General features: G+C 45.2%; 24 protein-coding genes and 1 tRNA gene. 16 read left to right on the forward strand and 9 right to left on the reverse strand.

Features of this window, described 5'->3' with window-relative positions; all coding sequences use genetic code 11:
- Positions 1–18: 18 nt before the first annotated feature.
- Positions 19–894, reverse strand: a complete 876-nt coding sequence (locus RP262_RS00100) for an RluA family pseudouridine synthase (protein WP_311153896.1) — start codon at positions 892–894, stop codon at positions 19–21.
- A 176-nt stretch (positions 895–1,070) separates the two neighbouring features.
- Here RP262_RS00100 and pbp2a point away from each other — a divergent pair, with 176 nt between their 5' ends.
- The 4 genes from pbp2a to nusG all read left to right on the forward strand — a co-directional run bounded on the left by pbp2a (position 1,071) and on the right by nusG (position 4,502).
- Positions 1,071–3,299, forward strand: coding sequence for a penicillin-binding protein PBP2A (gene pbp2a / locus RP262_RS00105; RefSeq protein WP_049542163.1), 2,229 nt, complete (start codon positions 1,071–1,073; stop codon positions 3,297–3,299).
- A gap of 68 nt (positions 3,300–3,367) precedes the next feature.
- The gene (rpmG, locus tag RP262_RS00110) at positions 3,368–3,520 is read left to right on the forward strand and encodes a 50S ribosomal protein L33 (RefSeq protein ID WP_002894024.1); all 153 of its coding nucleotides are present in this window, start codon (positions 3,368–3,370) and stop codon (positions 3,518–3,520) included.
- Between the two features lie 9 nt (positions 3,521–3,529).
- Entirely contained in the window at positions 3,530–3,709 is a 180-nt protein-coding gene (gene secE, locus RP262_RS00115) for a preprotein translocase subunit SecE (RefSeq protein WP_002894022.1), read from the forward strand.
- Positions 3,710–3,965: 256 nt separating this feature from the next.
- A complete protein-coding gene (gene nusG, locus RP262_RS00120; RefSeq protein ID WP_002894018.1) occupies positions 3,966–4,502 on the forward strand; it encodes a transcription termination/antitermination protein NusG in 537 nt (178 codons plus the stop codon).
- Between the two features lie 107 nt (positions 4,503–4,609).
- Here nusG and RP262_RS00125 read toward each other — a convergent pair whose 3' ends face one another.
- On the reverse strand, positions 4,610–5,302 hold the full coding sequence (locus tag RP262_RS00125) for a hypothetical protein (RefSeq protein ID WP_311153897.1): 693 nt from the start codon (positions 5,300–5,302) through the stop codon (positions 4,610–4,612).
- A 129-nt stretch (positions 5,303–5,431) separates the two neighbouring features.
- Positions 5,432–5,502: transfer RNA gene (locus tag RP262_RS00130), tRNA-Cys, on the reverse strand.
- Between the two features lie 306 nt (positions 5,503–5,808).
- On the opposite strand from RP262_RS00130, the gene rpsB reads away from it, so the two are divergent.
- Together rpsB and tsf are read left to right on the forward strand one after the other, a co-directional pair.
- Positions 5,809–6,591 (forward strand): 30S ribosomal protein S2, encoded by a 783-nt coding sequence (rpsB, locus tag RP262_RS00135; RefSeq protein WP_002894015.1) that lies wholly within the window; start codon positions 5,809–5,811, stop codon positions 6,589–6,591.
- A 72-nt stretch (positions 6,592–6,663) separates the two neighbouring features.
- A complete protein-coding gene (tsf, locus tag RP262_RS00140; RefSeq protein ID WP_009660251.1) occupies positions 6,664–7,707 on the forward strand; it encodes a translation elongation factor Ts in 1,044 nt (347 codons plus the stop codon).
- 100 nt (positions 7,708–7,807) lie between these two features.
- On the opposite strand, the gene RP262_RS00145 is transcribed toward tsf, so the two are convergent.
- Positions 7,808–8,296: a hypothetical protein gene (locus tag RP262_RS00145; protein WP_311153898.1), complete on the reverse strand. Its 489-nt coding sequence runs from the start codon at positions 8,294–8,296 to the stop codon at positions 7,808–7,810.
- 145 nt (positions 8,297–8,441) lie between these two features.
- Here RP262_RS00145 and RP262_RS00150 point away from each other — a divergent pair, with 145 nt between their 5' ends.
- The 9 genes from RP262_RS00150 to RP262_RS00190 all read left to right on the forward strand — a co-directional run bounded on the left by RP262_RS00150 (position 8,442) and on the right by RP262_RS00190 (position 16,897).
- Positions 8,442–8,906 carry a CtsR family transcriptional regulator gene (locus RP262_RS00150; RefSeq protein WP_002899234.1) on the forward strand — a complete coding sequence of 155 codons (465 nt, stop codon included), beginning with the start codon at positions 8,442–8,444 and terminating at the stop codon, positions 8,904–8,906.
- The gene (locus RP262_RS00155) at positions 8,907–11,336 is read left to right on the forward strand and encodes an ATP-dependent Clp protease ATP-binding subunit (protein ID WP_311153899.1); all 2,430 of its coding nucleotides are present in this window, start codon (positions 8,907–8,909) and stop codon (positions 11,334–11,336) included. It begins immediately after the preceding gene.
- Between the two features lie 117 nt (positions 11,337–11,453).
- Positions 11,454–12,164, forward strand: coding sequence for a DUF4272 domain-containing protein (locus tag RP262_RS00160; protein ID WP_311153900.1), 711 nt, complete (start codon positions 11,454–11,456; stop codon positions 12,162–12,164).
- 42 nt (positions 12,165–12,206) lie between these two features.
- Positions 12,207–12,692 (forward strand): ECF transporter S component, encoded by a 486-nt coding sequence (locus RP262_RS00165; protein WP_311153901.1) that lies wholly within the window; start codon positions 12,207–12,209, stop codon positions 12,690–12,692.
- Complete coding sequence (locus tag RP262_RS00170; protein ID WP_175859366.1) at positions 12,676–13,077, forward strand: DUF4430 domain-containing protein; 402 nt, start codon at positions 12,676–12,678, stop codon at positions 13,075–13,077. Before RP262_RS00165 ends, RP262_RS00170 begins: the two co-directional genes overlap by 17 nt.
- A gap of 185 nt (positions 13,078–13,262) precedes the next feature.
- Entirely contained in the window at positions 13,263–14,321 is a 1,059-nt protein-coding gene (locus RP262_RS00175) for an AAA family ATPase (protein WP_125377902.1), read from the forward strand.
- 21 nt (positions 14,322–14,342) lie between these two features.
- Positions 14,343–15,158, forward strand: a complete 816-nt coding sequence (pnuC, locus tag RP262_RS00180) for a nicotinamide riboside transporter PnuC (RefSeq protein WP_311153902.1) — start codon at positions 14,343–14,345, stop codon at positions 15,156–15,158.
- Positions 15,159–15,212: 54 nt separating this feature from the next.
- Entirely contained in the window at positions 15,213–16,001 is a 789-nt protein-coding gene (locus RP262_RS00185; RefSeq protein WP_311153903.1) for an NUDIX hydrolase, read from the forward strand.
- 221 nt (positions 16,002–16,222) lie between these two features.
- The gene (locus tag RP262_RS00190) at positions 16,223–16,897 is read left to right on the forward strand and encodes a DUF6287 domain-containing protein (RefSeq protein ID WP_311153904.1); all 675 of its coding nucleotides are present in this window, start codon (positions 16,223–16,225) and stop codon (positions 16,895–16,897) included.
- 35 nt (positions 16,898–16,932) lie between these two features.
- On the opposite strand, the gene dusB is transcribed toward RP262_RS00190, so the two are convergent.
- Positions 16,933–17,910 (reverse strand): tRNA dihydrouridine synthase DusB, encoded by a 978-nt coding sequence (dusB, locus tag RP262_RS00195; protein WP_311153905.1) that lies wholly within the window; start codon positions 17,908–17,910, stop codon positions 16,933–16,935.
- Positions 17,897–18,769, reverse strand: a complete 873-nt coding sequence (gene hslO, locus RP262_RS00200; RefSeq protein ID WP_311153906.1) for an Hsp33 family molecular chaperone HslO — start codon at positions 18,767–18,769, stop codon at positions 17,897–17,899. Before hslO ends, dusB begins: the two co-directional genes overlap by 14 nt.
- Before the next feature lie 111 nt (positions 18,770–18,880).
- Between hslO and RP262_RS00205 the strand changes: the two genes are divergently transcribed.
- Positions 18,881–19,699 (forward strand): ADP-ribosylglycohydrolase family protein, encoded by an 819-nt coding sequence (locus RP262_RS00205; RefSeq protein WP_311153907.1) that lies wholly within the window; start codon positions 18,881–18,883, stop codon positions 19,697–19,699.
- 76 nt (positions 19,700–19,775) lie between these two features.
- On the opposite strand, the gene RP262_RS00210 is transcribed toward RP262_RS00205, so the two are convergent.
- The 3 genes from RP262_RS00210 to gshAB form a co-directional block, all read right to left on the reverse strand.
- Positions 19,776–21,032: a toxic anion resistance protein gene (locus RP262_RS00210; RefSeq protein WP_311153908.1), complete on the reverse strand. Its 1,257-nt coding sequence runs from the start codon at positions 21,030–21,032 to the stop codon at positions 19,776–19,778.
- Between the two features lie 24 nt (positions 21,033–21,056).
- Entirely contained in the window at positions 21,057–21,902 is an 846-nt protein-coding gene (locus tag RP262_RS00215) for a hypothetical protein (RefSeq protein WP_311153909.1), read from the reverse strand.
- Between the two features lie 241 nt (positions 21,903–22,143).
- The gene (gene gshAB, locus RP262_RS00220) at positions 22,144–24,396 is read right to left on the reverse strand and encodes a bifunctional glutamate--cysteine ligase GshA/glutathione synthetase GshB (RefSeq protein ID WP_311153910.1); all 2,253 of its coding nucleotides are present in this window, start codon (positions 24,394–24,396) and stop codon (positions 22,144–22,146) included.
- Between the last annotated feature and the right edge of the window lie 4 nt (positions 24,397–24,400).

A 24,400-nucleotide genomic window follows, 5' to 3' on the forward strand; every position in this document is an offset into this window, starting at 1 on the left:
ACTGTTGCTTTTTTTAGTCTATCTTGCGTTCAGACTGCTCAATACTTTTTCAAAACTGTCAGAGCGGGCTTCGACGGTTATTTTTTCTAGCGTAAAAGGGTGGATGAAAGTCAGTCGATGGGCGTGGAGCATAAGCCGGCCTTGGGGCTGCGGATGATAAAGGGGGTCACCGATAAGTGGGTGTCCGTGGTGAGCTAGATGAACACGGATCTGATGGGTGCGGCCAGTCTTGAGTTGGCATTTGACCAAGGCAGCCTGCCCAAATTGCTTGACCCTAGTCACATGGGTCTCTGCATAGAGTCCTTTTCGGGGGTCAACCAGCCGTTTTCTGCGATCATGGCGGTCGCGGCCAATCTTGTCTTTATAGATAAGCTTTTTGCTTGGGAACTTGCCTTGGACCAAAGCCCAATATGCGCGGCTGATTTCTCGCTTTTCCAGCAGTCGATTGAGGATGGGTAGGACAAAGGGATTCTTGGCAAAGAGGACAGCACCGCTGGTTTCTTTATCTAGCCGGTGAACGACATAGCAGGTCTCGCCGACATAGGCAGAAACATGATTAAGCAGGGCTAGTTCCGTTGGTTCATTAGCATGGGTTTTCATACCCTCGGGTTTATTGACGATAATGAGGTGCTGGTCTTGGTAGAGTTCTTCTACGAGTTCGCCATTTCCAAGCAAGATTGTCTTTTGAGGATAATCCTCTTCATCAAATATCAGGCGGATATCATCTCCAGGTTTGATTACAGTCTGCCAGTTAATGGCTAGGCCGTTGACGGACACATGCTTTTTGGTTCGCAGAAAGTGCCGGATTTTTCGCGGAATGAGAAATTGTTCTTCCAGCAGCTCTTTGACTGTCATGGCGGGCAGTCCATCTGGGATAGTCAGTGTAAATTTCATACATTTATTGTAGCAGAAAGCTAGAACTTTGGAAATAGGCAGTGTCGGATAAGACTTGCTGCAGAGGGCTTTAAAAGGCTATTTAATATACTCTTTTTCTTAAAAATAACTAAAAATCAGATGGGAAATAGGGTACTTTCTTGTCTGCACCTAAATAAGGTGATAAAATAAGGTTTATGAAGAATTTAAAAGATTTGTTTGAAAAATTAGTTGATTATTTTACCATACAGAAACCTCAAAAAGAAGCAGCAGAGGAGGTAGAGCTGACAGAAGAGCAGGCTAAGTCTGGTCTCAGCCGTTCAGGCAAGACCAAGAAGAAACCTCTCTCTCAGCACCCTATCCGCCGTTTTTGGCGCCGGTTTCATCTGACCAAGATATTCCTGATTCTCGGCTTGACCTTTGGTCTGGTGGTCGGTGGCTATCTCTTTTATGTGGCTAAGACGACCAATGTCAAGGATTTGCAGAATGCCCTCAAAGCTACCACGCTCATCTTTGACAAGGATGGCAATGAAGCAGGAAGTCTGTCTGGCCAGAAAGGGACTTATGTCGAGCTGACTGAGATTAGTCAAGACCTGCAGAATGCTGTCATCGCGACAGAGGACCGGACTTTCTATGAGAATGGCGGGATTAACTACAGTCGTTTTATCCTAGCTATTCTGACAGCTGGTCGCTCGGGTGGGGGGTCTACCATTACCCAGCAGCTGGCCAAGAATGCCTATCTGTCTCAGGACCAGACCATCGAGCGGAAGGCCAAGGAATTTTTCCTGGCTCTGGAAATCAATAAGAAATACAGCAAGCAGGAAATCCTGACCATGTACCTCAATAATTCCTATTTTGGGAATGGGGTCTGGGGTGTGGAGGATGCTTCTAAGAAATATTTCGGAGTTTCGGCTAGTCAGCTTAGTCTGGACCAGTCTGCTGTTCTGGCTGGTATGCTCAAGGGACCAGAGATTTATAATCCGCTGTACTCAGTTGAAAATGCGACCAATCGCCGCGATACGGTGCTGCAAAATATGGTTGCTGCAGGCTTTATTGATCAGGGGACAGCTGATCAGGCTGCCGCTGTAGGAATCGGTGGCCAGCTGGTTGATGCTTATGCCGGTAAGTCAGAAGACTATCGCTATCCATCCTATTTCGATGCGGTCATCAATGAAGCGGTCAATGACTACGGCTTGACAGAAGAAGAGATTGTCAATAATGGCTATCGCATTTATACTGAACTGGATCAGAACTACCAAGCCAGCATGCAGGTTATTTACAGCAATGTCTCTCTCTTTCCTGTAGCAGAAGATGGCACTATGGCTGAATCGGGCAGTGTTGCCTTGGATCCAAAAACCGGCGGTGTCCGGGCATTAGTTGGACGAGTCAATAGTGCAGAAGGCTCGACCTTCAGAAGCTTTAACTATGCAACCCAGTCTTCCCGCAGCCCCGGCTCTACTATCAAGCCCTTGGTTGCTTACAGTCCAGCCGTAGCAGCTGGTTGGCCGACAGATAAGGAGCTGGATAATACCAGAACTACCTTTGGCGACTATACCATCAACAATTACGGCAATATCCAAAGCTCCCCTAAAGTTCCAATGTATCAAGCCTTGGCAGAATCTCTGAACATTCCAGCTGTTTCAACTGTAGACGAGCTAGGCATCAACAAAGCCTTTGAGTACGGGAAAAAGTTTGGTCTGAATATGGACAAGGTTGATAAAACTTTGGGAGTAGCGTTAGGAAGCGGAGTTACAACCAATCCAATGCAGATGGCGCAAGCATATTCAGTCTTTGCCAACGGCGGTGTGATGAATGATGCCCATCTCATTACAAAAATTGAAAATGCCAGCGGTCAGGTCGTCAAGACCCATCGCCAAACCTCTACTCGGGTCCTCAATAGCTCAACGACTGACAAGATGAACAGCATGATGCTGGGGACTTTCTCGAATGGTACAGGTATCTATGCGGCTCCGTATGGCTATACTATGGCTGGTAAGACCGGTACGACTGAAACGGACTTTAACCCAGATCTATCTGGTGACCAATGGGTTATTGGTTATACGCCAGATGTGGTTATCAGCCAGTGGCTAGGCTTTCCAAAAACTGATGAGACCCACTATCTGACTGGAACCAGTGCGAATGAAGCCTCGGCGGTTTTCCGAAATGTTGCCAATAGCATCCTGCCATATACAGACGGAACTTCCTTTGAAGGGCAGAAGAATGCCTATGCTGCCAACGGCATTGCCCCTGTGGACACCTATGGTACGGAGGAAACGGGTACTACAACTGAAAACAAAGACTTCCTGCAGGATGTTCAGGACCGAGCTCAAAATCTGGTGGATGAAGCCAAGAAAGCCATTGATGACACTGGTATTCCTGAGAAAGCTAAGAATCTCTGGGATACTGTTACCAGCTGGTTTCAATAGGATTTAAAAGAGCTGAACGACTTGTCAAAAGCATAGAATCCTGCTATAATAAGAAAGATGGAGGCGTTATGGCATTAAAAAAAGCGAGTCTAGCGTGTACAGTCTGTGGTTCTAGGAACTACTCGGTTAAGCTCAGTAGCACTCCAAAACCAACGCGTTTAGAAGTTAATAAATTTTGTAAGCATTGCAGTAAATACACCCTGCATAAAGAAACTAGATAGGAGATTGTTGTGAAATTTTTTAAAGATGTTTTTAAATTATTGAAAGATACAACTTGGCCTACACGAAAAGAAAGATGGACAGATTTTATTTCTGTCATGGAATACACTGCATTCTTTGTAGTGATTATCTACATCTTTGACAAAGTAGTGGCAAGCGGTCTTTTCCAGATTCTGAATATTTTCTCTTAATAACTAACTTAAGTAGAAAAAAGTCTATAACAGGCATATCATTCAAAGTCCCATCTATTGTGAGTAGGTGGGACTTTTGGCGTATATCACTAGTTACTCGTTCTTTTATTTTTCAAAAAATGTAATCAGATTACAAGGTTTTGATTTGTATGGGAAATAGTTAATAAATTCCTTTGCATTTGAGGAATTTATGGTATAATAGGGCTAGAAAGAAGCAGAAGCCCGCAGGCTTTTTTATTTAGGAAAGGATGAACTCATGGACAGTTTTGACAAAGGCTGGTTTGTATTGCAGACCTATTCAGGCTATGAAAACAAGGTAAAAGAAAATCTTTTGCAGCGCGCTCAGACTTATAATATGCTTGAAAATATCTTGCGCGTGGAAATCCCTACTCAGACCGTGCAAGTCGAGAAAAATGGCAAGACCAAGGAAATCGAAGAAAATCGCTTCCCTGGTTATGTCTTGGTGGAAATGGTAATGACAGACGAAGCTTGGTTTGTCGTGCGGAATACTCCGAATGTAACAGGATTTGTCGGCTCACACGGGAACCGCTCTAAACCAACGCCACTCTTGGAAGAAGAAATTCGCAATATTCTCATTTCTATGGGTCAAACAGTGCAGGAGTTTGACTTGGACGTTAAGGTTGGGGATACTGTTCGTATCATCGATGGTGCCTTCACTGACTATACAGGTAAGATTACGGAGATTGATAATAACAAGGTCAAGATGATTATTTCCATGTTTGGTAATGACACCGTGGCCGAAGTTAATCTTAGCCAAATTGCAGAGCTTTAATTGACGAAAGTAGTGGGGGATTCTTCACTACTCTTGTCCAAAAGAAAATCCAAGACCTAGTTTCGTCTTGGATTTTTTGCTTTGTAGAAGTAATGGAGGCTTACTGTTTATGGTTCAACAATCTGATAGACTTTATCTTGATCGAACATGACGCTGTAATCTTTGCCATCCTGACCTTCCCATCCAAAAACGGTTGAGTGGCCAAAGACTGCGATTGTTTCTGGCCGTCCATGTTTAGCAACGACCTCCTGTGCAGACATCCCAGGTTCTACATCCTTGAGATTGCTGATTTTCTTAGGATTGGGTAGGCTGGCTGTCTTGGTAGTTACTGCTCCCTGATCACTAAAACTTATCAAGATGCTGTAATCAGTTCCTCTCCAAAAGCCACCACTTCCCATATCTGAGTCAGCGGGTCCCATTTTGCTGACAACCTCATCTTTGGTACTAGGAGTAGGACCAGCAGATCCGATAAGTGACTCAACTTTTATGGTTTTAAATTCAGCCCACTTTGGAATTTCGGGGATATCGCCAAGGGCTTCCAGAGCTTCTCCTTGGTCAATTAGGCTGATTTGAGCATTAGGGTCCTTGCGAGTATTAGAGCTAGAAGAAGTAGAGTAGTCTTCATCTTCCTCACTGGAAGAGGAGCTTTTTTTGCTAGATTCCTTTGTTGAGGATGAACTTTTTGAGGCTTTGAGGGAGCTAGGTGTCTTTTTTCTTTGCTGCGTCTGCTTGGCAGGCATGCAGGCTGAGAGAGCTAGCAGAGAGAGAAGGCTGAGGGCATAGAAGCCAACTTTTTTCATAATCAATCTTTTTTCCTTTCGCTGATGATGAATGATATTTTTATAATATTATATCAGCAAAGTTTGCTAGAAACAATAGGAAATGCAATAAAAAAGCCCTTTGAGGGGCTTCTAGAAATATATTTACGAAGGCGGTAGACGGATTTGAACCGACGATCAAGCTTTTGCAGAGCCGTGCCTTACCACTTGGCTATACCGCCGCAACTCTTATTATTCTATCGTAAATACTTGCTTTCGTCAAGAGTCTTTCATAGTCAAAGCAGAAAATGTTAGACGCTGCCATTCTGAACGCTTCGGGAACAAATGTTCAGCTGAGAAGTTGAATTCGTACTTAGTGGCAGAAAATCCAGTAAATGCCTTGTCAAAGAGCTGCGCTTTTGTTATAATAGGGGGTGCCGTGTAAATGGCGAAATACTCATTTTAGATGAATTGTGGAACTGTTGCCCTCGGGTGGTCCTGCGAGCTGAAATCTAAAAGAGGAAAAAAACAAAAAGGAGAATTTACTCATGGCAGTAATTTCAATGAAACAACTTCTTGAGGCTGGTGTTCACTTTGGTCACCAAACTCGTCGCTGGAACCCTAAGATGGCTAAGTACATCTTCACTGAGCGTAACGGTATCCACGTAATCGACTTGCAACAAACTGTAAAGTATGCTGACCAAGCTTACGACTTTATGCGTGATGCTGCTGCTAACGATGCAGTTATCCTCTTCGTTGGTACTAAGAAGCAAGCTGCTGACGCTGTAAAAGAAGAAGCAGAACGTTCAGGTCAATACTTCATCAACCACCGTTGGTTGGGTGGAACTCTTACAAACTGGTCTACTATCCAAAAACGTGTAGCTCGTTTGAAAGAAATCAAACGCATGGAAGAAGACGGAACTTTCGAAGTTCTTCCTAAGAAAGAAGTCGCTCTTCTCAACAAACAACGTGCTCGTCTTGAAAAATTCTTGGGCGGTATCGAAGATATGCCTCGCATCCCAGATGTGATGTACGTAGTTGACCCTCATAAAGAGCAAATCGCTGTTAAGGAAGCTAAGAAATTAGGTATCCCAGTGGTTGCCATGGTTGATACTAACACTGATCCTGATGATATCGATGTTATCATCCCAGCTAACGACGATGCAATCCGTGCGGTTAAATTAATCACTGCGAAAATGGCTGATGCTGTTATCGAAGGCCGTCAAGGTGAAGATAGCGTTGAATCAGTAGAAGCAGAATTGGCTGCAACTGAAACTCAAGCAGATTCTATCGAAGAAATTGTTGAAGTTGTTGAAGGTTCAAACGAATAATCAGTAAACTAACCTAAAGGGGCGGGGCTCAGCCCAGCTCCTTTATTTACATTAAAAAATAGGAGAAGAAAAATGGCAGAAATTACAGCTAAGCTTGTCAAAGAATTGCGTGAAAAATCTGGTGCTGGTGTCATGGACGCTAAGAAAGCACTTGTTGAAACAGATGGTGACATCGAAAAAGCGATTGAATTGCTTCGCGAAAAAGGTATGGCAAAAGCAGCTAAGAAAGCTGACCGTGTTGCCGCTGAAGGTCTGACAGGTGTTTACGTAAACGGTAATGTTGCCGCTGTTGTTGAAGTGAATGCTGAAACTGACTTCGTTGCGAAAAATGCTCAATTTGTTGACTTGGTAAACGCTACTGCGAAAGTAATCGCTGAAGGCAAACCAGCTAACAACGAAGAAGCACTTGCTTTGACAATGCCTTCAGGTGAAACTCTTGAAGCTGCATACGTATCTGCAACTGCAACTATCGGAGAAAAAATCTCTTTCCGTCGCTTTGCTTTGATTGAAAAGACAGATGCTCAACACTTTGGTGCTTACCAACACAACGGTGGCCGTATCGGAGTTATCTCAGTTGTTGACGGTGGAGACGATGCTCTTGCTAAGCAAATCTCTATGCACATCGCTGCGATGAAGCCAACTGTTCTTTCATACAAAGAATTGGATGAGCAATTTGTCAAAGATGAATTGGCACAATTGAACCACGTCATCGATCAAGACAATGAAAGCCGTGCAATGGTTGGTAAACCAGCACTTCCACACTTGAAATACGGTTCTAAAGCTCAATTGACTGATGCAGTTGTTGCACAAGCTGAAGAAGACATCAAGGCTGAGTTGGCTGCTGAAGGCAAACCAGAAAAGATCTGGGACAAGATCATCCCAGGTAAAATGGATCGCTTCATGCTTGACAATACTAAAGTTGACCAAGCATACACACTTCTTGCACAAGTCTACATCATGGATGACAGCAAGACAGTTGAAGCTTACCTTGAATCAGTAAATGCTTCAGTAGTTGAGTTCGCTCGCTTTGAAGTTGGTGAAGGTATCGAAAAAGCTGCCAACGACTTTGAAAACGAAGTAGCTGCAACAATGGCTGCTGCTCTTGGTCAAAACTAATTGTTTTTAGCTTAGAAATAGAATGATAAAAAGGTCTGAGATTCTTTCTCAGACCTTTTTTATAGGTTTTTAAACATCAAGTTTAGAATGGTGAGCAGCATCACTTAGCTGCTTTTTCTCTTTCTTCCTTATGAGCAATCAAACCATTGGTAAAAATCAAGACTACCAATATGAAGAGAAGCACTGTCGTTTGGGGGTAAGTCAGGCTAAACTGGTAGACTTTGGTAATAAACAAAAGGGGCAGAGTAACCACCATCATAATCAGAAAGCTATACCATTTGACTCGGTTGCTGACCAGCTCCTGTTCGAAGAGCAAGGGAGCATAAAGACAGGCGATGAGAGCTCCGATAGGAATATCAACGTAATCAGCAGAAAAGATGGTGAAAATACTCAGAGCTGCAAAGAGCCATTTGAGTACATGACGAGAATAGCTGAGCCAATCCATTTTCATTGGATTATCCTCCTTGTTTAGATGATAGTTGGCAGGCAGGAGTTTCTGTCTGTCTTTTCCTTGTGGATTTCCACCTATATTATAACGCTTTAAAAGCAAAAAGCAAGCGGTTACACAAGTCTGGCAAAGCTTTTTCACTAGTTTGAATTGTCAGACCTTTCAGTCATCCCTTTTTCTTTCAAAATAGAGACTTTTCCGGTATAATATTAGTCAAAGATAGTCAATGTTAGAGAAGCAAGGAAAAAGAAATTTATTCTGAAATTCTCAACTGGAAAGGGAAGTCATGGGTGCAAAAAACACATCGGACAGTATTGAAGCATATATCAAGTCGATTCTGGCTCAGGCTGGGATGGTTGAATTGAAACGCAGTGAACTGGCTGATGTTTTTCAGGTGGTTCCCAGTCAGATTAACTATGTGATTAAGACGCGTTTTACGGAAAGTCGGGGCTATATCGTCGAGAGTAAACGTGGTGGCGGCGGCTATATTCGGATTGGAAAGATAGAATTTTCCGACCGGCATCAGATGCTTTGCGGCCTGTACGACAGTGTGGGAGAGCGAGTCAGCCAGCAGGTTTTCACAGATGTTATTCAGCTTCTTTTTGACGAGAAGATTATGACTGAACGTGAGGGCAATCTAATCTTGTCAACAGCATCGGACTCGATTTTGGGCGATGGAGCTGCGGTGATTCGTGCCCGGATATTAAAAAAGATTTTACAACAACTAGACAGAAAAGGAATGGAATCATAAATGAAATACTCAAAAGCCTTAATAGAAAGCTTGGAAGCAGCCCAGCTCTTGGCCGGCCATTTTACGACAGATTATCTGGAATCATGGCATCTGCTGATTGCTCTGGCTAATAATCCCTACAGCGTCGCTGGCTCAGTCCTCAATGAGTTTCCCGTGGAAGTTGATGGATTTGAAGAAGCGGCTTTTCAGATTACTGGTCAGGCTTATCAGAAAGACGGCCACTTCGAGCTGCTGCCTTTTTCTTATCGCTTAGAGGAGCTGTTTGAGGAAGCGGGCCAGATTGCAGAAGCTGTTCGCGCTAAGCATGTAGGTACTGAGCATGTGTTGCTGGCCATGTTATTTGACCGGGGGACCTTGGCCTCTCGTATTCTGGAATTTACCGGCTTTAGCTACGAGGACAAGGAGCAGGGGCCGAAAATCAGTGATTTGCGTAAGGTCTTGGAGCAGCGAGCTGGCTGGGGCAAGGAAGATATCAAGGCTATCCGCAGTCTGAATAAGGGAGTAATGGCTGCTAAGCAGACCATGGCCAATATGATGGGTATGCCGGCTTCTACTAGCGGGGGGCTGGAAGATTACACTCGTGATCTGACGGAGCTGGCTAGAGATGGCCGATTGGAGCCAGTCATTGGCCGCGATCAAGAAATTTCACGGATAGTTCAGATTCTCAGTCGCAAGACCAAAAACAATCCAGTTCTGGTTGGAGATGCTGGGGTTGGTAAGACAGCTCTGGCTTTAGGTCTGGCTCAGCTTGTAGCGGCTGGTCAGGTTCCGGCTGAACTTGCCAAGATGCGGGTTTTGGAGCTGGACTTGATGAATGTAGTCGCTGGCACTCGCTTTCGTGGAGATTTCGAGGAGCGGATGAACAACATCATCAATGACATTGAAGAAGATGGTCATGTCATTCTCTTCATCGATGAGCTGCATACTATCATGGGGTCTGGCAGCGGTATTGACTCGACCTTGGATGCGGCCAATATCCTGAAACCGGCTCTGGCTCGCGGAACTCTGCGGACAGTTGGCGCTACGACGCAGGAAGAGTACCAGAAACATATTGAAAAAGATGCGGCTCTTTCTCGGCGTTTTGCCAAGGTCAGCATAGAAGAGCCAAATGTGGCTGACAGCATTGCTATTTTGCAAGGCTTGAGAAAGAGCTATGAGGACCATCACAAGGTACAGATTAGCGATCAGGCTATTGAGACGGCGGTGAAATACGCCCATCGCTATCTGACTAGCAAGCATCTGCCGGACTCTGCCATTGATCTTTTGGACGAGGCTAGTGCGACAGTCCAGAACAGAGGACCGCAGAATTACGAGCAGTCGGATTTGACGCCAGTGGATCAAGCCTTGATGGCAGCGGACTTTAAAAAGGTTTCACAACTGCTTGAGCAAGAGCAGCAACCCAAGCTCTATCAACTGAAAGTGGAAGAAGACGATGTTTTGGCTACTCTTAGTGCTTTGTCTGGTATTCCAGTGCAGAAGCTGACTCAGACAGATGCGAAGAAATACCTCAACTTGGAAACAGAACTGCATAAACGCGTGATTGGACAGGACGAGGCGATTTCAGCTATCAGCCGAGCTATCCGACGCAACCAGTCTGGTATCCGCAGCAGCAAGCGGCCGATTGGCTCCTTTATGTTCCTCGGTCCGACAGGAGTCGGGAAGACAGAGCTAGCCAAGGCCTTGGCCGAAAGTCTCTTTGATGACGAATCTGCACTCATACGCTTTGATATGAGTGAGTACATGGAGAAATTCGCGGCTAGCCGCCTCAACGGAGCGCCTCCAGGCTATGTAGGTTACGAAGAGGGAGGAGAGCTGACGGAAAAGGTGCGCAACCGACCTTATTCTGTCCTGCTCTTTGACGAGGTAGAAAAGGCGCATCCAGATATTTTCAATGTTCTCCTGCAGGTCTTGGATGATGGTCAGCTGACGGACAGCAAGGGCCGCAAGGTGGACTTCTCCAACACGATTATTATCATGACCAGCAATCTGGGGGCGACCAGTTTGCGGGATGATAAGACGGTGGGCTTTGGGGCGCGGGATATTCGCTTGGACCATGCCAATATGGAAAAACGGATGCTGGAAGAACTCAAGAAAGCATATAGACCAGAGTTTATCAACCGTATCGATGAGAAGGTAGTCTTCCACAGCTTATCTGCAGAAGATATGCAGGAGGTGGTCAAGGTTATGGTCAAACCGCTCATTGCCAGTCTTGCTGAGAAGGGAATTGAGCTGAAGTTTCAGGCTAGTGCTCTTAAGCTGCTGGCTCAGGAAGGCTACGATGTGGAAATGGGTGCACGGCCATTGCGCCGAACTCTACAGACCCAGGTAGAGGACAAGCTGTCTGAACTCCTCTTGACAGGTGATTTAGCTACTGGCCAAACACTTAAGATCGGGGTCAAGGCTGGCCAGCTCAAGTTCGAAGTGGCTTAGAAATCGAAGTCTTTCAACGGAAAGTTGTGTGCTCGCGGTTAATCCCTGATAGCAATTATACTGAACAGTTATTTCATCATTCAATGAAATTGGGAAATTGAAGGATTGGAGGCTGATATGTCGTTTTTTAAAGATTTGTTTGCTGGCAAGAAAGCCAGCGTGAAAACACCAGAAGAGCGCAAGGCGGCTAGTATCCAGCGCTTGAAAAAGGGAGGTATTCCTTACATTGAGCATTTGCCGGTCATCGAAAGTGCTGAGCAAGTAAGGCCGCGCTCGCTAGAAGAAATTGCGCGTCGAGCTATTAGCAGCTTCTTGATTATTCAGGCGGCCTTGGATATCGAAAATAATAATTATAATGAGGAGAGCCGCCAGTGGCTGCAGGATAAACTGCAGCAATACGGGGTGCAGGAAGAGTTGACGCCCAAAGAAAGGGCGGTCTTGGAAGATCGTGCCGACTCGGCAGCTATCATCAATATGGTTTGGAAATACGAGGCCTATTGGTCGCTGATTTGGTACTTAGGTCTAGTCGATACTTTACCGTTTCCAGATAAAATTTGTGATTGTGATGCTGCTATTGACGCAGTCGCTAGTGCGGTTGACTTTCAGGAATTTCTGGGAAAATGCCAACCGCGCAGCTTAGAAGAGTTACTGGATGAGGATGACTTGATTTATCGTTATCACTGGGCCTGTGTTGAGGCTCGGATTCATGACCAGCCAGCACCGGCTGGCCTTGATGAAAGTGTTGTTCTGGAGAGGCGGTCTGGTCTTGACTGGCTGCTGGGGCTGAATACGGCCCAGGACTGGGATGCTGTTGAGCTGCATACCTAGTCCAACTTCTATTGATTCACTCAATTAGAAAGGAAGGTACCTTTGTCCGCTCGTAAAATGGCTAAAATTGCCATCCTATCGGCTCTATGTGTGGCCTTTCGCTATGCATTTTCCTTTCTGCCCAATGTGCAGCCTATCTCAGCTATCTTTTTCCTGATAGTTATCTTTGAGGATTTGCAGACTTCATTTCTAGTGATGGCTGTGACGATGTTTACATCAGCCTTTCTTTTGGGAATGAGTCCGATCGTCCTCTTTCAGTTGCTGTCCTTTGGACTGATTCTTTGCCTTTGGTGGCTGCTCTATCCTCGGTTAAATCTAGTGGGACAGGGAATAGTAGCAGCTCTCCTATCCTTTGGCTATGGCATTGCCATCGATACACTGACAGCCTTGCTGTACAACTATCACTGGTGGTCTTATGCGATTATCAATGCTTTGACCTTCAATATAGCGCACGGACTGTCGACCTTGTTTTTTTACCCACTCTTGTACCCTATTTTAAGGAGGCTCTATAATGAAAAAAATCTTTAGTTTGCTCACACTTGCTTTTGCCCTTCTCCTTGTTGGTTGCGGCAGCAGCCAGACCAATACTGACAAGAGCTCTAGCTCCGCTGATTCTTCTGTCAAAAAGGAACTGAAAATCAGCATCAGTGTTGCGCCAGAAGGTCAGGAGAAGAGCGAGAAAACGGTTGCTGTTGAAGAAGGAAAGACAGCGATGGATGCTTTGAAGAAGGCCTATAAGGTCGAAGAAAAAGATGGTTTTATCACTTCTATTGACGGTCATGCTCAGGATGAAGCAAAGGGCCTCTACTGGATGTTTAAGGTCAACGGAGAAATGGCTCCTAAGGCAGCCAATCAAATCACTGTCAAGGATGGAGACAAGCTGGAATTCTACCAAGAAGTCTATCAGCAATAAATCTTTTATAGAAAGAATCTGATGCTTAAGACATTAGGTTCTTTTTTTGCGCTTAATACAGTTTTAAAGTGTCTTGAAAATATTTTTATAAAATTTTATAAAAAACTATTGACAAAATAAAAATATAGTTTATAATAAAATCATAGAAATAATAAAATATAAAAAACAATAAAAAGGTTAAACGTATGAAAGAAAAAATTGCAATCGTCTTTGGAACATTTGCTCCCTTGCATCAGGGGCATATCGACTTGATACAGAAGGCTAAGCGTTCTTACGATAAGGTGCGCGTGGTGGTTTCAGGCTATCAGGGAGACCGTGGGCAGGAAGTGGGTCTGTCTCTGCAGAAGCGATTCCGCTATACGCGGGAGACTTTCGCAGATGATGAGTTAACACAGGTTTATAAGCTAGATGAAACTTCCTTTCCCCGATATCCTCTAGGTTGGGACAAGTGGCTGTCAGCTCTATTAGAGTTGGTGAGCTATGATGCAGAACGGGAGGAACTGATTTTCTTTGTTGGTGAGGCTGACTATCAGGAAGAGTTAGAAAAGCGCGACTTCAAAACTTCCTTGCAGGAGCGACAGTTTGGGATTTCAGCTACGATGATTCGGGAAAATCCTAGTCGTTATTGGAAATATATCGCCCAACCTTTCCGCCGTCACTTTACTAAGAAAGTGCTGATTATGGGTAGCGCCAGCAATGGTAAAACGACCTTGGCCAAGGATTTGGCTCGCTTTTATGATGCTCCGGTTAGTCTGGAATATGCTCGAGAATACCAGATTCAAAATAACGTGCGAGACGATGAGCTGACTCCTAAAGACTACTATTATCTGCTCTTAGGACAATATGCTCAGACTTCCAGATTAATTGACAGCAGCGCCAACCGTGGTCTGGTCGTGGCTGATACAAATTCTCTGGTAACCAAGGCTTACTATGATTACTATCTGAAAGAAAGTCCAGTTCAGGACGAAGAAACAGATACCTTTGACAATCTCTTTGCCAGTATTTTGTCCAAGGAAAAATGGGATTTGATTCTCTTTGCTGAGCCGGTCGGCACCTATGTTAACGATGGTTTTCGTGATATGAGCATGGCGGACGAGGCTATCCGCAGTGATTTTTCAAGCCATCTAAAAAGGCTGAAAGAGCAGTGTTTGGCTCATATTCCGACGGTCTATCTAGCTGGTAGTTATTTGGATAATTATCAGGCGGCCAAAGAAGCGATCGATATGATTTATCAAGCGGATTAAAAAAGAAAGTGGTAAAATAGAATGGTAGTAAAAAATCAAAAACTCTCTCCTGCACCTATCTACGCAGGACTGAAACAAAAATCTCAAACCTTTGTTCAGAATTTCCGCAATGTCTGTTCGGCAGCTAAAAAACAAGGTTTTAGCGGCATAGCGAAATTGTTCTGGCAGGATTTATTTGGCAGGCGCAGCTTGGCTCAATGGCTCTACTTGCTTGCTCTTTCCAGTCTGCCTTTCATTCTGGAGTTTACCAGTGGTCAGAAGCAGCATGACTGGCTGGGACTCTTTGCTTCCTGGACAGGCATCGTCTGCGTGATCTTAGTAGCCGAGGGGCGGGCCAGCAATTACCTCTTTGGAGCGGTTAATTCGGCAATTTACCTCCTATTGTCCTTTCAGGCTAGCTTTTACGGAGAAGTGTTGACTACGGTCTACTTCTTTATCATGCAGCCAATCGGCCTTTATACTTGGCTGTCCAACCGGGTCAATGAACAAGATAAGGAAGAGCCATCTCATTTTGAAGCTAAGAAGTTAGACTGGCGTGGCTGGCTTAAATATTTGGCCTTGACTGCCTTGATTTGGATTGGTATGGGCTTTGCTTATAAGAGCATTCACAGTCACCGGCCTTTCCGTGATAGCGTGACAGATGCGACCAATGGTATCGGTCAGCTTCTCATGACTGGTCTCTACCGCGAACAGTGGATCTTCTGGATTGCGACCAATCTCTTCAGTATTTATCTCTGGTGGGGTAGCAACCTTCATATCCAGGCCATGTACTGGGTCTATACCCTCAATAGTATCGTTGGATGGTATCAGTGGACCAAGGCGGTGAAGAAAGCTTAGATTAAAATTTGAGATTTTTTGATAGAAAAAATAGCTTAGGAAAGGAAGAAACTCATGACCAAACAGGATATCCCAGCGGGAATGTCGGAAAAAGAGTACTATGAAACCATGGCGGATGAGTCCGCCTTTTTGGCATGGTACAAGACACAGGATTTGCCCAAGTACGAGACGCCCAGCGTAACAGCGGATATGGTGGCATACTGCTTCGTGGAAAGGCAGATAAAACTTTTGGTCATCAAGCGCAAGGCCCACCCTTATCAGAATAAATATGCCCTAGTTGGAGGTTTTGTAGACAAGTATGAGGATGCCTATCAGGCCTGCATTCGGGAAGTTAAGGAAGAGGTGGGGCTGGAGATACCGCTGGAAAAGGTGGAACAGCTGATGACGGTATCTACTCCAGGGCGTGATCCACGCGGATGGGTCATCACCATTGCCCATCTGGTCTATCTGCCGGCCATAGCAGTAGATCAAGCACAAGCTGGGGATGATGCTAAGGAAGTCACCTTTCTTGATGTAGACTTTAAGACAAGGAGTTTTAGAGACGGTGAGCGGCTCCTGACAGCAGAGGACTTTGCCTTTGACCACTACCAAATCCTGCTGGAATCTATCAAGCGGATTCAGGGAAGACTGGACTGGAATCCAACTTTTCTCCATCTGCTGGAATCACCGTTTACTGTTTATGAAGGGACTGAGTTGGTCAATCTCATCACTCCTAGACGACCTATTGTCAGCAATAATTTTCTAGTGAAATTTGGAGAATACCTAGAGGAGGCTGGCGTTAAGCGCGTGCCAAAGAAGAAGCCGAGAAAAGTGTATCGGCTGAAGGCAGAAAAATCAGATTAAAAGAAAGCTGATCATATATTTCTCTGCAGGACAAATTTGTCCTGTTTTTCATTTTTAATTACGAATAGATAAGTAGGGGCGAGTTTCTCATGATAAAAGAAACAGAACTTCGCTTGTGTAAAAAATTTTTGAAAATTTTTTTATAAATGATTGACATAGTAAATCTATAGCGTTACAATAATGTTACAAAAAGATTTCTAAATATTACAAGGAGAAAAAAGATGAAAACACGTACTTATACAAAAATGATGGCAGGTGCAGTTTTGGCTTCTAGTCTGTTTTTAGGGGCATGTGGTAAGAAAGAAGAAAGTACAACAAGTGCTAGTTCTAGCAAGACTGTTCAGACTTCCTCTAGCTTAAAAGCTGCGTCATCCAGCAAGGCCAGCGCTTCTCCTAAGGTTAGCAATAGCGCTTCTTCAGAAGGAGCAGTTAGCCAGCCTGGACAAGCCCAAGCTCCTGCCAGTCAGCAACAGTCTACTGTAGAAGCGCCTCAAGCCCAACAAACGCAGCCGCAGCAAGCTTCAGGTCGACAAAATACTCAGTCTCAACCTGCTCAACCAGCCCAAGCGTCCGAAAGCAATCGCCAACTTCAGAATAAACAGGCAGCTAGCAATGCTCGCTATAAAGGTGTCTTGACAATGGTGGATGGGGATTTCTCAGCGGCTGCTGGTACTTGGAAGGATGCCAGTGGAAATACGGTGACCGTATCAGGTAATGGTCAATTCACGGTCCAGTCTGCAGATGGAAAGACAGATAGTTATTCTATCGCTTCCTACTCCTATACGCTGGATGATGGAAAATACAATGCGCAGTTAAGCGGCCAAGGCAATGCCAATCTGCAGATTACAACAGGAGCAGATGGTTCAGTAACAAGCGTTGTGGTGACCCAACCCTAAACAAAAAAGGAAGTCCAATTGACTTCCTTTCGTTTTTATTTTTGAATTTGTAAGAGTTCTTCGATTTCAGCCAGACTTTCAGCTTGTGAAATAGCACCGCGGAGCTTGGCTGCTCCGGCAGTACCGCGCAGATAGTGCGGAGCTAGGCCCCGGAATTCGCGGATAGCCACATATTCTCCTTTGAGATTTACCAAGCGGGAGAGGTGGTCGTGGGCGATTTTCATCTTGTCCTCGAAGCTGAGGTCTGGAAGGATTTCGCCGGTTTCAAAGTAGTGGTTGATTTGGTTAAAGAGATAAGGATTTCCCATAGCAGCTCGGCCTATCATGACGGCATCGGCGCCGACTTCCTCGATACGCTGTTTAGCGTCTTGCACACTCCGGATATCTCCGTTAGCGATGAAAGGAATCTTAGTCAGAGCTTGGGCCACATCGTGCAAGGTCTCAAGGTCGGCATGACCAGTATACATTTGCTCACGGGTGCGACCGTGCATAGCTAGGGCAGAGACTCCAGCGGCTTCGGCTGCTAGAGCATTTTCTACAGCCAGTGAACTGTCGGACCAACCCGTCCGCATCTTGACTGTCAGGGGAATATCCAGAACGGACTGGACCTTGTTGATGATTTTATAGATTTTCTCAGGGTCCTTGAGCCATTTAGCTCCAGCTTCGTTTTTAACGATTTTATTGACTGGGCAGCCCATATTGATATCGACGATATCCGTCTTGGTGTTTTCTTGGATAAATTCTGCTGCGCGGGCTAAACTGTCCTCGTCGCTACCGAAAAGCTGGATAGAAACGGGATTTTCTCCCTCATCAATATGGAGCATGTGGAGGGTTTTTTCGTTGTTATACTGGATGCCCTTGTCAGAGACCATTTCCATGACGACCAAGCCTGCTCCTAATTCTTTGGCAATGGTTCGGAAAGCAGAGTTGGTTACGCCGGCCATAGGCGCCAGAACTGTGCGGTTGGGAATTTCAACATTCCCAATCATAAAAGGGGTATTAAGATTTGTCACGAATCAGTTCCTCCAGGTCATTTTGGTCAAAGTGATAGGTTGTCTGGCAGAATTGGCAGACGATTTCAGCTCCTTGGTCTTGGTCACGCATCTCTTCTAAGTCAGCCTTTGGCAGAGTAGCCAAGGCATTCATGAAGCGATCTTTGCTGCAGTCGCACTGGAAGCGGATTTCCTCTTCAGACAGGCGTTTGTATGGCTCATCACCATAGATGGCAGCCAGTAGAGCTTCGATATGGTCATCGGATTCCAGCAGTTTTGAGATAGCAGGCATTTCTTGAATCCGCTTCTCAAAGCGGGCAATTTCAGTTTCCTTGGCACCAGGCAGAACTTGTACCAAGAAACCGCCAGCAACCTTGACTTTGTCATTCTCGTCCAAGAGGACATTGAGGCCAACTGCGGAAGGTGTTTGCTGGCTTTCGGTCAGGTAGAAGGCTAGGTCTTCGCCGATTTCCCCAGAGATGAGAGGAGTCATGGAGTTGTAAGGATTGCCCGTACCGTAGTCCGTGATGACGAGAAATTCTCCTTGGCCGACAAAAGGACCAACCAGAACTTCGCCGGTAGCTGTCTTTTTGATATCTACACCGGGATTTTGCACATAGCCTTTGACATTGCCCTCAGTATCTGCCACTGTGATGATCGCACCTAGTGAGCTAGTCCCGAGGACCTTGACGGTAATCTTGGTCTGGCCTTTTTCATTTGCAGCCAGAATCTGGCTGGCAATCAGTGTACGGCCAAGTGCAACGGTAGAGCTTGCTTGAGTTTGATGTTTTTCTTGAGCGGTCTGAACCGTCTCTGTGCTATCCAGCACGTAAGCGCGGAAAGAACCATTTTCTGAGATAGTTTTGATAATTTTGTCCATACCTTTTATTTTAACACAAAATAGAAAAACAAGCGCGAGGCTGCGCTTGTTTTTTGGGGTTAGGAAGCATTTTAAGATCAAAAATAGTATAATAAAACAAAGGAGGCTAGTATGAACCAATCTTTGAAAGCGGCTATCTATGGTCTGGCGGTAGCTGATGCATTAGGAGTTCCCTACGAATTTCTAGCCCGAAGCAGTTTTAAAGCGATTGAGATGGTGGGTTATGGCAGCCATCAGCAGCCAGCTGGAACTTGGTCAGATGATACTAGCCTTGTTTTGGCGACCTGTGATTCTATCAGGGAAAAAGGTAAGATTGACCCTGCCGATATGCAGCAGCGGTTTAAAAATTGGCTCTTCGAGGGAGCATACACACCAGATGGTTTGACTTTCGATGTAGGAAATGCGACTCGCGAAGCATTGACAAGGGGATACGGTCTATCTGATGAATATTCCAATGGAAATGGTTCTTTGATGCGGATTCTGCCCCTAGCCTTTACGGCAGCTAGTCCGTCTGATATTGAAGCTGTTTCCAGTATTACACATGCCCATGCGACTTCCGTAGAGGCCTGCCAGCTTTATGTGGATATTGCTCGTAGGCTCTTAAAAGGCCAGCAACTAGAGGAAATACTATCAGGCTTAGAGACTAGTACGACCTATGCTCGTTTGCAAACTTTAGCAGAGTTAGCAGAAGACGACATTCGCTCTAGTGGCTATGTGGTGGATACCTTGGAAGCAGCACTGTGGTGTCTGCTGATTAGCACTTCTTATCCGGAAACTGTCTTGAAAGCTGTTAATTTGGGCGATGACACTGATACAGTAGCAGCAGTTGCTGGCGGCCTGGCTGGTATCATCTATGATTTGGAAGGGATTCCTGACAACTGGTTAGCCCAGCTGCGCAATAAAGAACTACTGGAAAGCTGCTTGTTTTAAAGGGATAATCGGAAGACAGGACTGTATTGATCATTTAAAAAGTAAAACAGTAAAAGAGCCATCTAGGCTCTTTTACTTATTCTGTAGTTAATTCTTTCTGGGCTTCCTTACCTTGGTCCAACAGGGCTTGGATAATCTTTTGATCACGCAGTTTGACAGAGTTGTTGATGGTCTCTGCAGACTGGATAACAGTAGCTTCTAGCAGAGCGCGTTTTTCCCGTCCTTTATCAATGGCTTCGATAATGCCTTGATTTTGTGCGACGAGGCTTTCTGCCAGCTTAGTGACAGACTCAACAGCGATAGTAGGGCTTTGGGAAATCCGTTCCAGCTGAGGAATGACTTCCTTGCTCGTTTCGGCGAGCATTTGCAGGGCAGCGTTATTCGCATTAGAGATAGCGTCAGCTACCTGACCAGACTTCATCGATTGCTGGAGAATGCCTAACTGGGCGATAGACAGTTTCATCGTTGGAATGGTATTGCGACGGAGCATTCCAAGTTTTTGGCGCATATCAGAGGAAACCTTGACCAGATTACGCATTTGAGGCGTTGTCGCCCAAGCCACATAGAGACGGCTGACATATTCAGTGTGTTGCTGCTCTAGGGTATTGACCACCTCTGTCATACGAGCTAATTCTTGCGATTTGACTTGGTAGTCAACGGTTGTCATATCTAACTGAGCAACTTCAGCCTGCAGTTTGAGCGCTCGATTGCCAGATTCTTGCTGAGCAGCTTCGATAAAGGAAATAACTCCGACTAGGTTTTCAATCGATTTGGTATTGTCCTCAATCAGCATTTCAGCAGAAACAATATTGCGAGCCAGAACGTCTTCTTGCTTGACGACGGTTGCAGCCATGCCGTCCATTTTCTGCTCAATATTTTGTGAGTCGAAATAGAATTCTTGAAGGGTGTTTTTGCTCTGTTTGAAGAGTTTTTCCAGGAAATTAGGCTTTTTGTCCAGTTCCGCTACTTGAGCATCCTTGTATTTTGTGACAAAGCCATTGAGTTCTTTGTTAGTGTTTTTTAAGAGCTCATCTACCTGGGGAATCTGTAATTTTTTCTGCTCGGCTAAGATACGATTGACAGTACCGTTGACCTCTTCTACAGCAGATTGACCAAAGTCCAGCAAGGCATTTTGGTCTGATGCGAAATTATCCACCAGCTGTGGAGCTTTAGCCGTAATAGCACTCTGTTGCTCAGGAGTCAGTTTTTCCAGAAAAGTTAGCTGGCCATTTTCTTGAGTCGTATTGGCTTCGATGATTTCTGTTGTTTTGTCGCTTTTACTGATGGCATTGTTAGCAATTTTATCAATGTCAAAATTAAATTCTTGGCTCATAGTTTCTCCTTTGGTTTATATAGCTTAAAGACCAGTGTCTGTTTGCTTTTCTTTGTCTAAGATGCGCAGGCTAATGTCAAAGTCCCTCAAATCAGCTTCATTTAACTGACGCAGCGCTTCGTCTAGGTCCAAGTCAAACTGCTCGATAGCTGCTTTGGCCTTGGATAGCCGCTCCTCTGCATTGTAAAAATCTTTGGGAGAAGCTTTGATTTTGAGGTAGCCTTCTAAAATATCTTCGTAGTGCTCCATCTGGGACTGATGAATGGCAGTCAGCTCTTCCTTGTTGTTGCTTTCGGATTGAGAGATTTTTTGAAGAATGGCTTCATGGTCAATCTGAATCTTGTGAACTGTAGCGACCAATTCTGGGGCTAGCTCTTCTAGACTAGTTTTCTTAGGCTGAGCCTCTTTTCGTTTTTTCTCTCGTTCAATCTTTTTCAGTTGTTCATCGATTTCATCGGTGACAGTACGAATTTTGGTCTGGATTCGCTGGTAGACCGAAGTAGGAATTTCTCCCCGTAGGTCGTTAGCAGCATTTTTGATATAGGTTAGCTGGGGAAGAATTTCTAGTGCTAAATTCTGATAGCTTTCTTGGTCCCCATCTTCTTGGTAGCCTTCCAATTCTTTAATGCGGCGGTCAGCATGACCAATCTCTGATTTTAAATCTTCAATACGGCCAATGCTGGCTTGCTTTGCTTCAATCCGAACTTTTTTCTGGCTTTGGTGGCGATAGAGTCCGTATCCAATAGCCCCCAGAATAGCTATGGGAATTAGATAGCTGGCTACAGCTCCAGAACCAAATACAAATACAAGTATCCAAATCCAGCTAAACCATTCTGGTTGCTGGTTGGAATCATCATTTCTCCTAGACATGGACGTTTCTCTTTCTTCTCAATGTGATATCTCTATTTTAACATAAAAGCTGGTTTTTGAAGGATAAAGATTGAAATGATTTTATATATTGAGACCATTTTTTATATTTGCTTAATTCAGGAAGGCATTTGCTTCCTCTCAATAAAGCAAGCGTTGTTTCTAGAACGAAAGCTTCTTCGTTTCTCTCAAGTATTCATATTCAAACAAAAATCGCAAGGAATACCCTGCGATTCGTGTTTTATCAGTCCATTTCTGGGAAAAGTTTGGCTAGTATTTTAGGGGTGATGCTTTGTCCCGGTCCCTCAGCACAATAGGTGTGCATATACATAGAGGGATTGAAGTTGAGCTCGATGCAGGTACAGTTGGGATTTTCCTCTGTGGAAATAGCAGAGCTGTCAGGGATGATTAGGTCAACGCCACAAGCCCAAGCTCCCATAGCCTTTGCCATGTCCGCAGCAAGTTCCTTATAAGACGGGTGCATGCTGTCTGTGACATCGATCGAGTCTCCGCCGGTAGAAATGTTAGAATTGCGCCGCAAGTCAACCTTGACTCCAGCAGGCAGGATATCGTCGGGTCCATAGCCTTGCTGGTCCAGCATAAGGAGTTCAATGTCGCCCAGTTCAATGATTTCAAGTGGTGAACGATGATCTCGGCCCCGCAAAGGATTGTCATTTTTGATGGCAACCAATTCTCTCACAGTATGCTGACCGTCTCCGACGACATTGGCAGCCACCCGTAAGAGGACTGCCTGGCACTGACCGTCTAAGACAAAGAAACGGTACTCCGTTCCAGCGATAAATTCCTCCACCAAGACGGCAGCGTCTCCTGAAAAAGCAATCTCCAAAGCCTTGCGGTAAGCTTCCAGGCTAGCTGGTTCTTGGAAGATGGAGATGCCCAGTCCGAAGTTGGTTGACTTGGGTTTGACGACAATTTGTCGGTCCTTAATCAAAGGGTAGTAGGCCAGTCCATCCTCTAGGGAAGAAAATTCTGCTCCATCCGGAACGGGAAAGTCAGCTGCTGCCAAAATCTTTTTGGTGACTGTTTTATTGGCCATGGCCAAAGGGATGACATAGTTATCCTTGGAGGTCATGTTACCATTCTTGACATACTCCACATGGTGACCATACCAAAGCTTGAGAAATTGGTCATTTTCATCTAAAATTTCGACATTCAGCCCCTTCTGAATGGCATCAAAGAGCAGCATCTGGGTGGACAGTTCCATATTTTCATAGCCTTTGAGGGCATAAGGAGCAGTCCAAGCGTAGCGGTGATACTCCTCCGCTTTGTCTAGTCCAAAGGCTATTAAGGAATCCTGATGAATATGAGGCAGGAGCTGGCCAGATAGGGTTAGCTGAGGATTCAGAAGTGCCTCCTTAAGCTGCTCAAGCAAGCTTTGGTAGTATGTCGGCAGTCCAAAATGCTGGATGAGGTCTTCCATGGCTTGGAGCAGGGCTGAGCTATCTGCCTTATCTGGCAGGGCAGTCAGCGGGTGGCTACAAGCAATTTTTTGGTTCAAGTCGTGGGCAGCTTTTAATGCCGTATCTACATTTTCTACATCATCTAACCATAGCAGGCTCAGTAAAAAGAGATGGACGGTATCTAAGGTCTCTTGGCTAATGCCTAAATGGTCAAAAGGATTGAGGTCAAAGCAGCGGAATTCCAGATAAGTGATGCCTTGCTCCAGATAGGCACGATTGTGCTTCTGTCCTCGGAAGCGAACGGCTGAGTAAAATTCCTTTTCAGCGCTGAGCTCGCCTGACTGAACGTAGTTTTCAATATCAGTTACATATTGCTCCAAAGAAGCGTAGGACACCTGAATATTCTCGTCATTGACATAACCATAGTCGCTGTTACGAAAAGAGCGGATAGGCTGGGGAATGTCCTGACTGTAGAAGCCAGCTTCTGCCAAAGGGGCTGCCCCGTAGAGATAGGTTAAAATCCAGCGGAAGCGCAGAAAGTTTCGAGCCAGCTTGAGATAGAGGTCATTTTTAAAGTCCTTGAGCGAATGGTGGGAGCTGGCTTGAAAGAGAGCAGTGACCAGATCTTTCCCTAGTTCCATATTGTAGTGGATGCCAGAGATAGCCTGTAGTTTTTTGCCATATTTTTTCGCTAAGCCCTCTCGGTAGTGGCGTTCATAGTCGTTTTCCAGATGGGCGATGGCAATCTCTTCTTCCGCCAGCTGTGGTGGCATGGACAGAGGCCAGAGGCGTTCATTCTGGTCAATCGAGCGACCAGCCACATCGCTAATAGCTCCCAGTAAGCGTCGTGCTTCCTTAGTCGAGTGAGCGATAGGTGTAATTAGTTCCAGTTGTTGCTCGCTGAAGTCTGTTTGGATGGTTGGGTGGAAATTGCGGGAACCAAGCTGACTTGGATGAGCAGTTTGAGCTAAGTGTCCATCAGTTGTCACTCGCAGATTTTCCCTCTCCAGACCAAAGGTCGCTTGGAGAATAGGGCTTGATGTATCCAGTTTCTGCAGTAATTGATTAATCGTCATCGTT

This window comes from uncultured Streptococcus sp., from assembly GCF_963456385.1.
Taxonomy (GTDB): Bacteria; Bacillota; Bacilli; order Lactobacillales; family Streptococcaceae; genus Streptococcus.

Coding starts and splice junctions, on each gene's coding strand:
- RP262_RS00125 (WP_311153897.1), bottom strand. CDS start 5,302: ATGAAAAAAGTTGGCTTCTATGCCCTCAGCCTTCTCTCTCTGCTAGCT.
- RP262_RS00185 (WP_311153903.1), top strand. CDS start 15,213: ATGACCAAACAGGATATCCCAGCGGGAATGTCGGAAAAAGAGTACTAT.
- RP262_RS00175 (WP_125377902.1), top strand. CDS start 13,263: ATGAAAGAAAAAATTGCAATCGTCTTTGGAACATTTGCTCCCTTGCAT.
- pnuC (WP_311153902.1), top strand. CDS start 14,343: ATGGTAGTAAAAAATCAAAAACTCTCTCCTGCACCTATCTACGCAGGA.
- RP262_RS00100 (WP_311153896.1), bottom strand. CDS start 894: ATGAAATTTACACTGACTATCCCAGATGGACTGCCCGCCATGACAGTC.
- RP262_RS00215 (WP_311153909.1), bottom strand. CDS start 21,902: ATGTCTAGGAGAAATGATGATTCCAACCAGCAACCAGAATGGTTTAGC.
- RP262_RS00150 (WP_002899234.1), top strand. CDS start 8,442: ATGGGTGCAAAAAACACATCGGACAGTATTGAAGCATATATCAAGTCG.
- RP262_RS00155 (WP_311153899.1), top strand. CDS start 8,907: ATGAAATACTCAAAAGCCTTAATAGAAAGCTTGGAAGCAGCCCAGCTC.
- rpsB (WP_002894015.1), top strand. CDS start 5,809: ATGGCAGTAATTTCAATGAAACAACTTCTTGAGGCTGGTGTTCACTTT.
- rpmG (WP_002894024.1), top strand. CDS start 3,368: ATGGCATTAAAAAAAGCGAGTCTAGCGTGTACAGTCTGTGGTTCTAGG.
- tsf (WP_009660251.1), top strand. CDS start 6,664: ATGGCAGAAATTACAGCTAAGCTTGTCAAAGAATTGCGTGAAAAATCT.
- gshAB (WP_311153910.1), bottom strand. CDS start 24,396: ATGACGATTAATCAATTACTGCAGAAACTGGATACATCAAGCCCTATT.
- nusG (WP_002894018.1), top strand. CDS start 3,966: ATGGACAGTTTTGACAAAGGCTGGTTTGTATTGCAGACCTATTCAGGC.
- RP262_RS00160 (WP_311153900.1), top strand. CDS start 11,454: ATGTCGTTTTTTAAAGATTTGTTTGCTGGCAAGAAAGCCAGCGTGAAA.
- pbp2a (WP_049542163.1), top strand. CDS start 1,071: ATGAAGAATTTAAAAGATTTGTTTGAAAAATTAGTTGATTATTTTACC.
- RP262_RS00170 (WP_175859366.1), top strand. CDS start 12,676: ATGAAAAAAATCTTTAGTTTGCTCACACTTGCTTTTGCCCTTCTCCTT.
- RP262_RS00210 (WP_311153908.1), bottom strand. CDS start 21,032: ATGAGCCAAGAATTTAATTTTGACATTGATAAAATTGCTAACAATGCC.
- RP262_RS00205 (WP_311153907.1), top strand. CDS start 18,881: ATGAACCAATCTTTGAAAGCGGCTATCTATGGTCTGGCGGTAGCTGAT.
- RP262_RS00190 (WP_311153904.1), top strand. CDS start 16,223: ATGAAAACACGTACTTATACAAAAATGATGGCAGGTGCAGTTTTGGCT.
- hslO (WP_311153906.1), bottom strand. CDS start 18,769: ATGGACAAAATTATCAAAACTATCTCAGAAAATGGTTCTTTCCGCGCT.